This window comes from Plantibacter sp. MMLR14_011 (assembly GCF_001865025.1).
Lineage (GTDB): Bacteria > Actinomycetota > Actinomycetes > Actinomycetales > Microbacteriaceae > Plantibacter > Plantibacter flavus_A.
In genome coordinates, this window is the sequence record NZ_MJGW01000039.1 from 62,729 (window position 1) to 75,994 (window position 13,266).

The following is a 13,266-nucleotide window of genomic DNA, read 5'->3' on the forward strand; positions in this document are numbered from 1 at the left end:
AGCGGTGATCAGTCGCCGTCCGCCTTGGTGGAGTCGGCCGCTGTGACTTCGTCGAGTGGCAGCTCCTCGCGGGCGACCGCTGCGGCGACGTCACCGAGCCGCCGCTGGCGGGTGCGTGCGTACTGCCGGATCATCCCGAAGGCCGTGTCCATGTCGACACCCGCCGCCCGCGCCAGATACCCCTTCGCCTGCTCGATGGCGACCCGGCTGTCGAGCGCGCGCTGGAGTTGCTCGGTGGCGAGCGTCGCGTTCTCGATCGTCCGCTGCTGCAGGAGGCTGATCGTCGCGACATCGGCCAGCGCCTGGGCGGCGCGGGCGTCGGCGCCGTTGAGGGCGCCCTCGGTCTCGCGGAACAGATTCAGAGACCCGACGATCGTGTCGCGGAGCCGCATGGGGATCGCGTGGACGCCCGCGTATCCGCGTTCCTGTGACGCTTCCGCGAACCTCGGCCAGTGCTCGCGCAGCTCGTCAGCGCTCTCCGCCGTCACCAGGAGACCGCTCGTCACCGCAGCGATGCAGGGCCCCTCTCCTGCGTTGAGCTGCATGAGGCCGATGAACTCGCTCCGCTCGCTCGTGGACGCGACGACCTGCAGGAGGTCGTCGCGGTCGGCCAGATGGATGGCCCCGGCGGCAGCGTCGAACAGCTCGACCGCCCGGTCGACCAGTGTCTGCAGCACGTCGACGACGTCGTAGTCGGCGACGAGGCTGTCGGTGAGAGTCACGAACGTCTCGATGAGCCGTGCTTCGCGCGTGTCGTCCATGGCGGTGTCAGTCCCCATCTGTTGATCTGCGGATCAACCGTAACCGAGGCCGGAGGCCGTCCATGACCGCCGCCGTCGAGACGCGCTCGCGAGGATTTGCGCCGGGTCGCGAGACCGTTCTACGCTGAACGAGCGCTGCCCCAGACCCTGGTTGCCGGATTGTTCGTCCTTTCTGATGATGCCCAGGAGCCTCATGAGCACGCACCCCGTCGGCCTTCCTCTCGTGCGTTCTCGGCGACCCGATCGGTCGACCAGAACGCCCGTCCCGCCGGCGGAGGGCGTCCGATGACGGTCGAACGCAGCAGCGGGTTCCGGAAGACCGGCCCCAGCGGGAGACCCCGGACTGGTGGCACCTCGAGCTACTCCGCGATCCTCGCCGAAGTGAAGTCGGCCGGTCTGCTCCGACGACGCCACGGCTTCTACTGGACGCTGTTCGCCGTCCTGGTGCTCGCCACCGCCGGCTGCTGGGTCGCCTTCGCGTTCCTCGGTGACTCCTGGCTGCAGCTGTTGGTCGCGGCCGCTCTGGGCGTGCTGTTCACGCAGTTCGCCTTCCTGTCGCACGAGGCCGCGCATCGGCAGGTGTTCGAGTCCCGTGCCTGGAACGACCGGGCGGGCCGATTCCTCGGCACCTTCCTGGTGGGGTTGAGCTACTCGTGGTGGATGAACAAGCACACGCGCCATCACGGCAATCCGAACACCGTGGGGAAGGACCCCGACATCGAGCCCGACACGATCCGCTTCCTGCCGGAGGACGTCGACACGGTGCGGAACCGGGCGGCGAGGATCTTCTACCGTCACCAGGGTTGGTTGTTCTTCCCCCTCCTCACCCTCGAAGGCCTCAACCTGCACTGGCTCGCGATCCGCTCCGTCGTCAGCGGTGTCGGGACGCGGGCCGGCGTGCGCGACCGGGTGGTCGAGGGCGTGATGCTCGTCGCACGCTTCGGGATCATCCTCACGGTCGTGTTCTGGTTCCTGCCGTTCGGCATGGCGTGCGCGTTCCTCGGCGTCCAGTTCGCGGTGTTCGGCGTCATGATGGGTGCCTCGTTCGCCCCGAACCACAAGGGGATGCCGACGATCGCCCATGATGCGAACGTCGACTTCTTCTCCCGGCAGGTCCTGACGTCGCGGAACGTCGTCGGTGGATGGTGGGTGTCGTTCCTCATGGGCGGCCTGAACTACCAGGTCGAGCACCATCTCTTCCCCTCGATGCCGCGTCCTGCGCTCAAGGAGGCTCGCCGACTCGTCCGCGACCACTGCGCAGCACTCGACGTCCCGTACACCGAGACCACGCTGCTGCGCTCGTACGTGATCGTCATCCGCTACCTCAACCGCGTCGGTCTCGGAGCTCGCGATCCGTTCGCGTGCCCGCTCGTCGCCGAGCTCCGCATACACTGAGCCACCTCACCGACCACCATCACCCCACGGAATCAGGAACCCAAGCCATGCAGATCATCATCGTGCTCCTCGTCATCTGGGCGATCCTCTCCATCGTCGGCTTCGCGCTGAAGGGTCTGCTGTGGCTCGGGATCATCGGCATCGTCCTCTTCCTCGGCACGATCGTCTTCGGTGCCATCCGACGCGCCGCCAGCAAGCGCTAGCTCGCAGTCGGAAACCGCCCGGTCGGTTCGAGTACGCTCTGCCGGATGCGGAATCTGGACTGGGACGGCCTGCGCAACCTCAGGGATCTCGGCGGTCTGCCGACCCCGCTGTCGTCCACCGGCCTGACGGCGCGCGGGCGGATCGCGCGGGGTCCCCGACGCGAGCTGCTCACCGCTGCAGGGTGGGACGCCGCGATGCGATGGGGGCTGCGGTCCGTGGTCGATCTCCGCAGCGCTGATGAGACCGGAGCGCGCGAAACCGACCCGGGTGTCCGGCCTCCAGCCGAGCTGGTGATCACGCTCGCGCCGACCGAGGATCAGACCGATCCGGAGTTCCGCGCGGTGTGCCTGCCGATCCTCGACTCCCCGGAGTACTGGCCGCACAATGTGCGTATCCTGCCGGAGCTCGTCCGCGGTGCGCTCGAAGCGGTCGCATCGTCCGAACCCGGGATCCTGGTGCACTGCGCAGCCGGCAGGGACCGCACCGGCATGATCAGCGCGCTGCTGCTCGCCAACGTCGGCGTCCCCGATGAGGCCATCGTCGACGACTACGCGGCATCGGTGCGTGCCATGGCCGGAACGGCGCCCCACGGCGGCCCGACCCACGACCGCCAGGCGTCGTGGACGTCGGAGCAGGTCGACGCCTTCCTCGACGACGTGACGCCGCACGTGCGAGCCTTCGTCGCCGACGCGGACGGGGTCTTCGAAACACTCGGCGTCGACGAGACGGCCCGAGGGGAATTGCGTCTGCTGTTGCTCCCGTGACGGCCGATGCCCGGCTCATCGCGGGAGAATGAGCCATGCAGACGCGCTCAAAGATCCTGAAGCGGCTCGGTCTCGCCCAGCAGACCTCCACGATCGTGAAGCTGAACCGGGTGTCCGCCCCGGACGAGACGCTCGATGGGTTCGTCGTCGCCATCGGTCACAAGTGGGTGCTCGTCGCACCGATAGCCGCAGGTGGTTTCTTCGACGGCTACACGGTCATCCGCGTCCGTGAGATCGCCCGCGTCCGGTTCGATCGATCGTTCCAACGCCGTTTCTCCGAAACTCGACCCGAGTGGCCCGTGAACCCTCCGCCAGGTCGGCCGACGCCCGATCTGGACTCGACCCGCGGCATGTTGCGGTCGTTCCTCACGGAGGGAGTTCTCTGCGCCCTCGAACGCCGGAACAAACCCGACCTTCTGTGGGTCGGTGTGCCCGACGAACTGAGACGTCGCTGGTTGTATCTGCTCGAGGTTCGACCTGATGCGACGTGGCACGCCGGCCCACTGGGCTATCGACTCCGGACCATCACCCTCGTCCGCATGGGTGACCAGTACTTGCGAGCGCTGGCCGCCGTGGCTGGGCCCGCGCCCGTCGAAGCCGGCTCGTCCTGGTGGTCTCCTCCCGAGCAGGGGTGACCGGACCGGACGAGCGTGAGCGGACGGTCCTCACGAGGGCGATTCCCGGTCCGCGCCCAGGCACGCGCGCTGGCCCGCCTTACGGCTCGTCGTCCCAGGGGATCGGCGTCGTCGTGCCCGACTGCGCCTGCGTCGGCTCCTCCTGCCCAGACCGCCGACGGGCACAGAGGCGGTCCTGCTATGGTGCTGCCCGATTATCATCCGATCGCGCCAGCTACCTCACCACCGGAACAGGAACCCCATACCCGTGCAGAAGTTCGCCGTCGTCATCGTCGTCCTCCTCGTCCTTTGGGCGGTCCTCTCTATCGTCGGGTTCGTGCTGAAGGGGCTGTTCTGGCTCGGGATCATCGGCCTCGTCCTCATCGTCGGGACAAGCGCGTTCGGAGCCGTCCAGCGTGCTGGGAGCAAGCGCTAGCCCACAGATGTCCTCAAAGTCGTACGACTTTCAGGACGAGAAGTTGGTACACTTGCGCCATGTCGATCTCTTCCGCGATGCCAATCCAGCCGGTGCTGCCCACGTCTGAAGCGCGTACCGAGTTGCCGAACGCGTTGCGCAGGTTCCGCTCCGAGGGTGTGATGGCGCAGCCCATGGTGTTCGGCGGTCACCGTCGTGCCGAGGGCGTCGTCATCCCGTTTGAGCTCTACACGGAGTTGCTGCCTGTGATCGAAGACATCGAGATCGCACACTTGGTGCGCGAGCGCGCTGCCGGCGGTGGGTCGGGGTCCCTGGCTGATGTCGCTCTCGGTCTCGGCCTCAATCCTGACGACTACCGCTGATGGCGGCGTCCCTCAAGCTGACCGCTCTTCTCCCGGGCTTTCAGCAAGACATCGACGCGCTCCCGGACCTCGCCACGAAGAAGATGGCGCTGGACATGCTCGTCCTCATCCGGGACGGGAAGATCGCGGGCGTGAAGCTCGACTCGCGGGTCGGCACCGGGGACCTGGATGACTGTCGCAAGCTCTACTTCGACCCGGACGGATCCGGAAAGCCGAGGTACCGACTCGTCTACCGCTACACGCCGGATGAGATCCACGCCGTCGCCATCGAGGCTGTCGCCGTCGGGCGGCGTGCGAACGTCGACGCCTATCAGCGGGCCATCGTCAATCTCGGCCGGTGAGGGCCGAGCCGCCGTGCCGGAGAACCGGTATCGGCCTTTGGGAGACGACTCCTTACGGCTCGTCGTCCCAGGGGACCGGCGTCGTCGTGCCCGACTGCACGTCGCTCCGGAGGATCGCGTAGGCGACCGATGCGAGTGGCTGTCCGCCGGCCACTGGCCAGCCCTCGCGGTAGTGGGCCTCCTTCACCCAGCCGGCCCGACGGAAGGCGCGACGCATGGCGACGTTGTCCTCGCGGGTCTGCCCCTCGAGCTTGCGAACGGTCGGGAAGCGGTCGAACACCTCCCTGACGATGACCGGCAGGATCGCCGTTCCGATCCCGCGCCCTCGTGCGTCTTCGGCGAGCCGCAGGTCGATCAACGCCGTGTCGTCCTCGAGGTCCTCGAGGGTGACGATTCCCACCATCTCGCCGTCCGCGAGTACCCAACACCCGAAGGCACCGGGCCCGTCGACGATGCCTGAGGTCAGGCGTTTGTGCGCCTCCTCCGCGGTCGGTCGCGGCTGCATGTGGAACGGGAACTCGTGTGCGCTCAGGAACTCGACGAACGCGTCGTCGTCCCGTGGGCGTTCGACGGGTTGCAGGCTCAACGGTGACATCCGCCCAGTATCGCAAGGTCGCCACGGTGTGTGCCGAGCGGAGGTGAGCTGTCGAACGGACACGTCTGTCCAAAGAACGCAACGGGCCACGTGCCGTCTCGCCCCGTGATTACGCTGATGCCCGACAGGACCCTTTCGCCCTGTCGGGGTTCCCGGCCGGCTTCCCCTCGATTCCGGCCGGGGCCCGCTTCACCGCCAGGGCGGACGTCAGGGGCGGTCGGTGCGTCCGGCGTTCGCCGCGAGCAATCCGCTCGCTCCGGCGATCATCGCGGCCTCGGTCCGGGTCGCCGCACCGAGCTTCCGCAGGATGGCCGAGACGTGGACGCTCGCCGTCTTCGCGCTGATGAACAGGCGCTCGCCGATCTGACGGTTGCTCAGGCCTTCCGCGATGAGCTGCAGCACCTGGCGCTCTCGGGCGGTCAGCTCGATGGAGCCGCTCGTGCCACGCGCTCGGGGGCGGCCGTCGAGGTTCAGCGACGCCCGCTCCGCCAACGCGCGCGCACCGTCGAGCACGAGGCCGGCACCGAGCGTCGTCGCCTCGGCGACCGCGACGACGAGCGTGTCCTGTGCGCCAGGGCGATCACCGGCGGCCACGCGCGCCTCAGCCAGTCGGAGTGCCGTGTATGGCGCGAGCGCGGCCGGTGCGAACGGATGCTCGGCCATCGCGCGAGCCGCCTCCCACGCGCTGGCGTCGTTCCCGGTGCCGTCCGGTCCGCCGAGTTCGGCGTCGACCAGCGCGCCCCACAGCGGTGCGGTCGGCCAGAACCGTTCCTCGGCGAGCAGTGCCCGCCAGCGTTCCTCCTGCTGCCGGAGCCGATCGTCGTCGACGCCGGCAAAGGGTCCGGACGCCACGTCGAGCGTGCCGGTGGCGAGCGAGACACGGATCCGGGCCAGGACGCGAGCCGCGTCCGCCAGTGCCGGGAGGTCGTACGCCGGCATCGGGCGGTGGTCCGGGGCGTCGAACACGCCGACCCCCGCCGGCGACCAGGCCCCGGCGAGGTCGCCGGCAGCCAGCCCGACCTGCATCACGACGCGGGCGACGCCGAACCGCGTCTGCACCTCCAGGCCGGACAGGGAGAGCATCCCCTTCCGCCACCGGCGGTACAGGGTCGCAGCGCTCTCGGCGTCGCCACGCCAGAGCGTGAGCAGGATGAGCGACTGACGGAGGTACACCGAGAAGGCGAGGGGCGGCTGCAGTGCCAGGGCCCGGTGGACCCGTTCCTCCGCCTCGTCCCAGCGACCGAGCGCCACCAACGGGTCGACCGCGTTCGACGACAAAATGAGCCCCGAACTGCGCTCGACGCCCAGCTCCTTCGCCCGCGCGACGCCTTCCAATGCCGACGCGAGCGCTTCCTCGTAGGAACCGAGCAGGTTCGCCATGTCGGACGCGTTCACCCGGTACCGGAGCAGGGCGCTGCCGTCGCCGTCCGCCAGCGTCTCAGCGGTCGCCAGCATCCTGCTGCCGCTCTCCAGTTCGCCGTGGTGGATGCGTGCGATCCCACCGATGTTCGCCGCGACCGAGGCGTTCCGTGCCGAACCGGTGCGGACGGCCTCCCGGGCGGCCTCGTCGGCGTACTCGATCGCCCGTTCCAGCCGCCCGATGATCATGTGCCGCGCGCCGAGGCTCGTCAGCAGCACACCGCGCAGGTCGCCGGGGGTGCCCGGTGGGACCCGGTCGAGCGCCTCTTCGAGGAGGTCCACCGAGCCCGGTCGCCCGAGGTTGGCGAGATAGAACGCCTTGTCACGGAGGAGCTTGGCCTGGTCGAGGTCGTCGCGTTCCTCCGGCGTCGCGAGCACCTCGTCGACCATGGCGATCGCCCGGTCCGTCCACCCGGCGTTCCTTAAGGCGCTCGCCGTCCGTCGCATGAGTTCCGAACGCGAGCGCCCGACGAGTGCCGCGGCGTCGGGCACCTGGTCCCAGATCTCCAGGAGACGCTCGCCGAGCTGCGCCTCCGTGCTGTACGCGTAAGCAGCGTGAGCCTGCTCCATGGCGCGGACGGTCGCGGGGAAGGCCCGTCCGAAGTCGCGGGCGAGCATCCAGTGGTGCGACACCGCGGCAGCGACCGGCTCACCACCGACGCCTGCCTCCAGCGCCTCGGCGAACCCCGCATGGAACCGGCTCCGTTCGCCGGGCAGCAGGTCGTCGTGGATCGCCTCCCGGACCAGTGCGTGTCGGAACTCGTACGTGGTCGCGTCCGCGACGAGGACGTTCGACCCGATCGCCTCCCGCACACCGGTGTCGAGGGCGTCGGGGCCGCCCGTGAACACCCGCTCCAGGAGGGTGTGCTCGACGCAGACACCACCGGCCGAGATCACGCGCAGCAGCTGTTGGGTCGCGGGCGCGAGTCGCTCGTAGCGCGCCAGCAGGAGCTCGCGCAGGGTGTCGGGGAGTTCGTCGCCGTCCCGGTCCGCCTCCAGTCCGAGGAGTTCCTCGACGAAGAACGGAACGCCCTCGCTCCGTGCGTACACGCTGTCGATCGAGACCGTGTCGAGGGAACTTCCGCGGATGGCGATCGCCTGGCGGAGCACGTCGCTGCGGCTCAACCGTTCGAGGGTGTGCCGCTCGACGCGCCTCGTGCGGTCGAGCTCGGCGAGGAACCCGCGCAGGGGGTGCCCGCGGGAGACGTCCTCGCTTCGGAAGGTGAGCACGACCATCACGCGGGCATCGGAGAGCACGCGCACGAGGAAGGCCAGCAGGCTGAGGGTCGCACCGTCAGCCCAGTGGACGTCCTCGATCGCGACGACGACGGGCTGCTGACGTGACAGCGCCTCGAGGAGCACCGCGACGGTCTCGTGGAGCCGCCCGACGCCGCCGTCCCGGTGGTCCTGCGCGTCGGGGCCGAGCGTCGGCAGCAGCGTCGCGAGGGAGGCTTTGCCCGGACCCGCAGCCTCCAGCACCGCGTCGCGCCCGCGCTGCGCGACGAGGTCCTTCATGAGGCCGAGGACCGGTGCGTAGGGCGCGGCGACGTCACCGAGGTCCACGCACTGGCCCGTGATGACGAGCGCCGACGACCGGACCGACCGCGTGAACTCGGTGAGCAGGCGCGTCTTGCCGATACCGGCCTCGCCGCTCAGGACCACACTGCGTGACTCACCCGCGGCGACGGCGTCGAACACGGCCTGGAGCGCTCGAAGATCGGAGGCGCGCCCGATCATCGTCGGGCTGGTGGTGGGCAGGCTCACCACTCCATGGTCCCACCCTCGTCACGATCGGCCGCGGCGTCCGCGAGTCGCCGCTGCTCCTCCAGTCGTCGTTCCCGGCGGCGACGTTCCCGCTCGAGATCCCGCTGGAGTTCCTGCTCGATGAACCGTCTCGTCTCGACGGACGTGAACGGGCTGTGACTCGCGCTCGTGATCAACATGGCTCCTCCGCTGAACACGGGGCGGATCCCCGTGCTCGACCACTCACGTTCCTCGCTGAGGCCCGTGCCCTACCTCGGGCAACTGCCCTAGATGGCCGGGACCGGCGCGGTGGGAACCGCCGTCGACCTGGGGAGTCCTCCCCATCGTCCGACTCGGCCGGTCCCTCCTAGAGTCGGTGTCGGCCCGGAGCGGCCAGAACCGGAGGGCTGCAGTGAGCACGACCACGATCGACCGCACCTACCTGAATCGCGCGGTACGAGGGCGCACCGTCCTGGTGATCACCCTCATCTTCCTCACGGCCGTCGCGGGGTTCATCGGGTTCGGGAACGTCAGGGACCTCGCCGCCGACCTCACGGCGAGCTACACGACGACCACCGGACAGGTGGTCGACGAGGGTACGGAGCGGGTGCTCGAAGGCAGCCGACGCAGCAAGCACTGGGAGGAGTACCGCACCGTCACGGTGACCTACGACGTGCCCGGTACGGCCGGATCGGACGAGATCCGCAGTGACACGATCCAGGTGGGCGAGACGCTCGAGATCCGGGTCCGCGACCAGACCGGCGAGGTCACGCTCGAGGCGCCGGCCGGCCCGGACTTCTGGCAGTGGTTCTGGGCGGTGACGATGTCACTCCTCACCGCACTGCTCGCCTGGTGGTCCGTCGTCGCGGTGCGCAACAGCATCCGACTGCTCGCGTTCCGCCCCGGAACCCGGCAGCCGGACGTCGTGTTCGCATTGAGTGGGGCGGTGCCGCGCGCGACGGGCCGCAACGGTCGACGACAGGTCCTGGAGCTCACGGGCCGGATCGAGTCGAGCTCCGACGGGCTCCGGGTCGGTGAACCGGCGACGCTCACCGTACCGGCGAGTCACACGGCCGCCGTGTCCGGCTTCCCGCCACGGATCCCCGGCTACCGGGTGAGCCAGCGGGCGACGGAGGACGGGATCGTCGTCGTGCACCTGCCCGAATCCGACGTATGGTGGGCGGCCACGCTGACGTTCCCCTCGACCCTTCAGTCGGGCCGGGTCGCAGGTTCGACGACCACCTCGGGCTGAGCGTTCGGGGCGGTGTCCAGGTACCGGACGTTCAGGGGCGGACGCGGACGCTGCGCCCCTCGAGGGAGACGACGTCGTCGAGCTGCAACTGCCGGCCGCGTCGGCGATCGATCTCGCCGTTGACCCGCACCGCGCCGTCGGCGATCGCCGCCTTCACGTCTCCGCCGGAGTCGAGCAGACCGGCGAACTTCAGGAACTGCCCGAGTCGGATGCCCTCGCCGCCGATCGGGACATCGGTGATCTGTGTCGGGTTCGTCATCCCCGAATGCTAACAAGGATGGGTTCACTGGACTCGGGGACAGCATGTGGTTGTACCCTCAGCGGTACCGGGCCATCGTGGCTCGCAAAGGAGCAACACCATGGGCGAGAAGTCCGCACGGAAAGAAGGCGGCAAGACCGCACCCGCGAAGACGCTGAAGGAGAAGCGCACCGCGAAAGCCGACAAGAAGGCCGGCAATGCGCGTTCGGAGAACACCGACGCGATCACGCGGGTCAAGAACCGCTAGTCCCGATCCTCGGCCCCGCGCGGTCGGTGATGCGCTCAGGCGTCTGTCCCCTCACGGAGACGGGCGCCTGTTCTGGTCTTCACCCTCGCCGCGATCCGCCCGGGTGTCGACCTCGACCGGCAAGCGGTGGGGAGCAGTCCCCATTGAGCCGCCGTCGTGGTGTGCCCCAATCTGGACCCTGAGAACAACAACCGTCGATCAGGGGGACATCACCATGGGGTACACATACCGGCAGCGCATCATCCGCACCTCGGCAGCAGCCTTGGCCGTTCCCGCACTGCTGCTCCTGAGCGCATGTGGGAGCTCGGGCGGCGAGATCGGCGATGAGGTCCGGATCTCCGAAGGGACGATGACGGTCACGGGGATCGAGCAGCGGACCGCGGAGGACGTCGCCGCGCTCGAACTCGACGAGCTCGCCGGCCAGACGCCCTACTTCGTGACGTACGAGGTGGCCTTCAATGACGGCTCGGAGGGCGACCTCAACGAGAACTTCTGGAAGGCCAAGGCGTCGGACGGTGAGGCATCGCCCATCAACGTCCTCAACTTCGGCGGGGATTTCGACTGCACCGGTCTCGGTGAGGTGTCCGACGGCAAGGCGGAAGGGTGCCAGCTCATCATGGTGCCGGAGGGTGGGACGCTCGAGTCGGTGTCCTTCGGTGGAGCGGGCACGTGGCGCGCACCGAAGGCGGAGTGACGCCGAGGCCCTGACCGCTCACTCGCGGGCCGGGCATCCCGCTATCGTCGTGGCATGTCCGACCTCAGCCCCGGCGACGACGCGCTCGAGCTCGCCCGCCTGCTCATCTCGATCGATTCCGTCAGTCCGAGCCTCGTCCCAGGGGCTCCCGGAGAAGGGCGGATCGCGGCGGTGATCGCGCAGCGACTCGAGGGCGCCGGCTTCGTGGTCGACCTCGTTCCCGCACCGGAGGACCCGCAGCGCGTCAGCGTCGTGGCCGTGCACGCGGGATCGCAGCCGGGGCCGACGGTCGTGTTCAACGGCCATCTCGACACCGTCGGGGTCGAGGGCATGGTCGACCCGTTCACCCCGCGGATCGCGGACGGCCGGCTCTTCGGGCGCGGTGCCAGCGACATGAAGGCCGGCCTGGCCGGGCTGATCGTCGCCGCAGAACGACTCGCCGCGACCGACCACCCCGGCACGGTCGTCTTCACGGGCGTCGCCGACGAGGAGGACGCGAGCGTGGGGGCCGCTGCCGTCCTCCGACACCTCGCCGATCGTGGTGTGACGGCGGACGTGTGCCTCATCGCCGAGCCCACCTGGTTGGACCGGGTGTCGGCGCATCGGGGGTACGCGGTCGTCGAGGTCACGCTGCAGGGGACGGCCGCGCACTCGTCACAGCCTGGTCTGGCCGTCGATGCGATCCGCGCTGTCAGCGCGCTGCTGCAGGAGGTGGAGCGGGCCGACGACGAGCTTCATCGGCGACCGGCGCACCCGTTGCTCGACCACGGTTCGTTCACCACGACGGTGGTCAGGGCAGGGAGCGCCCCGTTCACGATCGCCGCCGACGCGACCCTCGTCATCGAGCGACGCATCCTGCCGGGTGAACGCGCGGAGGACGCCCTGGTCGAGGTCCAGGCGATGTTCGACGCGGTCGCCGCCCGGATGCCCGGCCTCCGCACGGGCGCACGGCTGACCCATCAGCGCGAGGCATGGGAGGCCGACGAGCAGGGTGCGGCCGCGCGGTTCGCCGACGTCCTCGCCGCCGAGCTCTCCCGGGACGCCGAGGCCCTACCGGCTGCGGTCGGAGCGCCGTATTGGATGGAGTCGGCGCTCTGGCAGGCGGCGGGGATCCCGACCGTCGTGTGCGGCCCCGCCGGCGGCGGATTGCACGCCGCGGAGGAATGGGTCGACCTCGACCAGCTCCGGCGGTTCCCGGAAGCGGTCATGGCCGCGACCCGCGACGCCCTGTCCGGATCGGGCGCGGCGTGACGCCCGCGGGACCCGACCGCATCGCGGTGATCGGGCCGGGCGCGATCGGAACCGTGGTCGCCGCAGCGCTCCACGAACAGGGACGGACGCCGTTCATCGCGGGGCGGTCGAAGCGGGCGGAACTCCAGCTCCAGGTCGACGATGAGACGGTGACGGTCCCCGGCCCGGTCCACACCGACCCGGCGGAGTCCCCGGGTACCGCGGCCCTCGTCTTCCTGGCGGTCAAGGCGACCCAGACGGCTGCCGCTGCCGACTGGCTCGCCGCGTTGTGCGGCCCGGACACGGTCGTGTGCGTCCTGCAGAACGGCGTCGAGCAACGCGAGATGGTGGAGCCACTCGTCCGGGAGGGAACGGTCGTGCCCGCGGTCGTGTGGTTCCCGGCCACTCGTGAGCCCGGCGGTCCGGTCACCCTGTTGAGCCCGCCGCGCCTGTCCCTGCCGGAGGCACCCGGTGCCCTCGTCGTCGAGGACGCGTTGCGAGGCTCCCGCTGCGCCGTCGAGGTCTCGACCGACTTCACGACCCTCGCCTGGCGGAAGCTGCTGCAGAACGCGGCCGCCGGACTCATGGCGCTGACCGGACGCCGATCGGGCATGTACCGGCGCGACGACATCGGCCGCTTGATGCTCGGCTACCTCGAGGAGTGCGCGACCGTTGCGCGCGCGGAGGGTGCGCGGTTGACCGACGACGAACCACGGCGGCTCCTCGACCAGTTCCGTGCCGCTCCGGTCGACCGTGGGACGTCGATCCTCGCCGACCGCGAACAGGGGCGACCGCTCGAATGGGACGTCCGCAACGCGGTGATCCAGCGGCGGGGGAGCGCGCACGGCATCCCCACGCCGATCAGCGACATCGTCGTGCCGTTGCTCGCCGCGGCGAGCGATGGGCCGGGCTGAGCCACGACAGCATCGGGATCGAGCCTGCCGATAGGC

General features: G+C 69.6%; 17 protein-coding genes. 12 read left to right on the forward strand and 5 right to left on the reverse strand.

Going from position 1 to position 13,266, the window contains the following annotated elements:
* Positions 1 to 8 precede the first annotated feature (8 nt).
* Positions 9 to 779, reverse strand: a complete 771-nt coding sequence (locus BIU99_RS13000; RefSeq protein WP_254773620.1) for a GAF and ANTAR domain-containing protein — start codon at positions 777 to 779, stop codon at positions 9 to 11.
* A gap of 267 nt (positions 780 to 1,046) precedes the next feature.
* On the opposite strand from BIU99_RS13000, the gene BIU99_RS13005 reads away from it, so the two are divergent.
* The 7 genes from BIU99_RS13005 (at position 1,047) to BIU99_RS13025 (ending at position 4,877) form a co-directional block, all read left to right on the forward strand.
* Positions 1,047 to 2,156 carry an acyl-CoA desaturase gene (locus tag BIU99_RS13005; protein WP_071261575.1) on the forward strand — a complete coding sequence of 370 codons (1,110 nt, stop codon included), beginning with the start codon at positions 1,047 to 1,049 and terminating at the stop codon, positions 2,154 to 2,156.
* Between the two features lie 47 nt (positions 2,157 to 2,203).
* On the forward strand, positions 2,204 to 2,359 hold the full coding sequence (locus BIU99_RS19985) for a hypothetical protein (protein ID WP_175484395.1): 156 nt from the start codon (positions 2,204 to 2,206) through the stop codon (positions 2,357 to 2,359).
* Positions 2,360 to 2,404: 45 nt separating this feature from the next.
* The gene (locus BIU99_RS13010; protein WP_071261576.1) at positions 2,405 to 3,124 is read left to right on the forward strand and encodes a tyrosine-protein phosphatase; all 720 of its coding nucleotides are present in this window, start codon (positions 2,405 to 2,407) and stop codon (positions 3,122 to 3,124) included.
* A gap of 35 nt (positions 3,125 to 3,159) precedes the next feature.
* The gene (locus BIU99_RS13015) at positions 3,160 to 3,759 is read left to right on the forward strand and encodes a hypothetical protein (RefSeq protein ID WP_064295079.1); all 600 of its coding nucleotides are present in this window, start codon (positions 3,160 to 3,162) and stop codon (positions 3,757 to 3,759) included.
* Between the two features lie 247 nt (positions 3,760 to 4,006).
* Positions 4,007 to 4,174: a hypothetical protein gene (locus BIU99_RS19990; RefSeq protein WP_175484396.1), complete on the forward strand. Its 168-nt coding sequence runs from the start codon at positions 4,007 to 4,009 to the stop codon at positions 4,172 to 4,174.
* 59 nt (positions 4,175 to 4,233) lie between these two features.
* A complete protein-coding gene (locus tag BIU99_RS13020) occupies positions 4,234 to 4,536 on the forward strand; it encodes a hypothetical protein (RefSeq protein WP_064295078.1) in 303 nt (100 codons plus the stop codon).
* On the forward strand, positions 4,536 to 4,877 hold the full coding sequence (locus tag BIU99_RS13025) for a hypothetical protein (protein WP_254773621.1): 342 nt from the start codon (positions 4,536 to 4,538) through the stop codon (positions 4,875 to 4,877). The genes BIU99_RS13020 and BIU99_RS13025 overlap by 1 nt, the downstream gene beginning before the upstream one ends.
* A 52-nt stretch (positions 4,878 to 4,929) precedes the next feature.
* Here BIU99_RS13025 and BIU99_RS13030 read toward each other — a convergent pair whose 3' ends face one another.
* From BIU99_RS13030 to BIU99_RS13040, 3 genes are all read right to left on the reverse strand, one after another.
* Positions 4,930 to 5,472, reverse strand: coding sequence for a GNAT family N-acetyltransferase (locus tag BIU99_RS13030; protein ID WP_071261577.1), 543 nt, complete (start codon positions 5,470 to 5,472; stop codon positions 4,930 to 4,932).
* A 207-nt stretch (positions 5,473 to 5,679) separates the two neighbouring features.
* Positions 5,680 to 8,655 (reverse strand): helix-turn-helix transcriptional regulator, encoded by a 2,976-nt coding sequence (locus BIU99_RS20365; RefSeq protein ID WP_083397344.1) that lies wholly within the window; start codon positions 8,653 to 8,655, stop codon positions 5,680 to 5,682.
* The gene (locus tag BIU99_RS13040) at positions 8,652 to 8,834 is read right to left on the reverse strand and encodes a hypothetical protein (RefSeq protein WP_064295074.1); all 183 of its coding nucleotides are present in this window, start codon (positions 8,832 to 8,834) and stop codon (positions 8,652 to 8,654) included. Before BIU99_RS13040 ends, BIU99_RS20365 begins: the two co-directional genes overlap by 4 nt.
* 212 nt (positions 8,835 to 9,046) lie before the next feature.
* Here BIU99_RS13040 and BIU99_RS13045 point away from each other — a divergent pair, with 212 nt between their 5' ends.
* Positions 9,047 to 9,886, forward strand: a complete 840-nt coding sequence (locus BIU99_RS13045) for a hypothetical protein (RefSeq protein WP_071261578.1) — start codon at positions 9,047 to 9,049, stop codon at positions 9,884 to 9,886.
* Positions 9,887 to 9,917: 31 nt separating this feature from the next.
* Here the strand turns inward: BIU99_RS13045 and BIU99_RS13050 are convergent, their stop codons facing one another.
* The gene (locus tag BIU99_RS13050) at positions 9,918 to 10,145 is read right to left on the reverse strand and encodes an RNA-binding S4 domain-containing protein (protein ID WP_064295072.1); all 228 of its coding nucleotides are present in this window, start codon (positions 10,143 to 10,145) and stop codon (positions 9,918 to 9,920) included.
* A gap of 100 nt (positions 10,146 to 10,245) precedes the next feature.
* Here BIU99_RS13050 and BIU99_RS19995 point away from each other — a divergent pair, with 100 nt between their 5' ends.
* From BIU99_RS19995 to BIU99_RS13065, 4 genes are all read left to right on the forward strand, one after another.
* Complete coding sequence (locus BIU99_RS19995; protein WP_157583389.1) at positions 10,246 to 10,392, forward strand: hypothetical protein; 147 nt, start codon at positions 10,246 to 10,248, stop codon at positions 10,390 to 10,392.
* Positions 10,393 to 10,606: 214 nt separating this feature from the next.
* Positions 10,607 to 11,086 carry a hypothetical protein gene (locus BIU99_RS13055; RefSeq protein ID WP_071261579.1) on the forward strand — a complete coding sequence of 160 codons (480 nt, stop codon included), beginning with the start codon at positions 10,607 to 10,609 and terminating at the stop codon, positions 11,084 to 11,086.
* Between the two features lie 54 nt (positions 11,087 to 11,140).
* Entirely contained in the window at positions 11,141 to 12,337 is a 1,197-nt protein-coding gene (locus BIU99_RS13060) for a M20/M25/M40 family metallo-hydrolase (RefSeq protein WP_071261580.1), read from the forward strand.
* Positions 12,334 to 13,230, forward strand: coding sequence for an oxidoreductase (locus tag BIU99_RS13065; RefSeq protein WP_071261582.1), 897 nt, complete (start codon positions 12,334 to 12,336; stop codon positions 13,228 to 13,230). The genes BIU99_RS13060 and BIU99_RS13065 overlap by 4 nt, the downstream gene beginning before the upstream one ends.
* The last annotated feature ends 36 nt before the right edge of the window (positions 13,231 to 13,266 follow it).

Coding starts and splice junctions, on each gene's coding strand:
- BIU99_RS13005 (WP_071261575.1), top strand. CDS start 1,047: ATGACGGTCGAACGCAGCAGCGGGTTCCGGAAGACCGGCCCCAGCGGG.
- BIU99_RS13010 (WP_071261576.1), top strand. CDS start 2,405: ATGCGGAATCTGGACTGGGACGGCCTGCGCAACCTCAGGGATCTCGGC.
- BIU99_RS13050 (WP_064295072.1), bottom strand. CDS start 10,145: ATGACGAACCCGACACAGATCACCGATGTCCCGATCGGCGGCGAGGGC.
- BIU99_RS13030 (WP_071261577.1), bottom strand. CDS start 5,472: ATGTCACCGTTGAGCCTGCAACCCGTCGAACGCCCACGGGACGACGAC.
- BIU99_RS13000 (WP_254773620.1), bottom strand. CDS start 779: ATGGGGACTGACACCGCCATGGACGACACGCGCGAAGCACGGCTCATC.
- BIU99_RS13020 (WP_064295078.1), top strand. CDS start 4,234: ATGTCGATCTCTTCCGCGATGCCAATCCAGCCGGTGCTGCCCACGTCT.
- BIU99_RS13040 (WP_064295074.1), bottom strand. CDS start 8,834: ATGTTGATCACGAGCGCGAGTCACAGCCCGTTCACGTCCGTCGAGACG.
- BIU99_RS13015 (WP_064295079.1), top strand. CDS start 3,160: ATGCAGACGCGCTCAAAGATCCTGAAGCGGCTCGGTCTCGCCCAGCAG.
- BIU99_RS13060 (WP_071261580.1), top strand. CDS start 11,141: ATGTCCGACCTCAGCCCCGGCGACGACGCGCTCGAGCTCGCCCGCCTG.
- BIU99_RS19985 (WP_175484395.1), top strand. CDS start 2,204: ATGCAGATCATCATCGTGCTCCTCGTCATCTGGGCGATCCTCTCCATC.
- BIU99_RS19995 (WP_157583389.1), top strand. CDS start 10,246: ATGGGCGAGAAGTCCGCACGGAAAGAAGGCGGCAAGACCGCACCCGCG.
- BIU99_RS13025 (WP_254773621.1), top strand. CDS start 4,536: ATGGCGGCGTCCCTCAAGCTGACCGCTCTTCTCCCGGGCTTTCAGCAA.
- BIU99_RS13055 (WP_071261579.1), top strand. CDS start 10,607: ATGGGGTACACATACCGGCAGCGCATCATCCGCACCTCGGCAGCAGCC.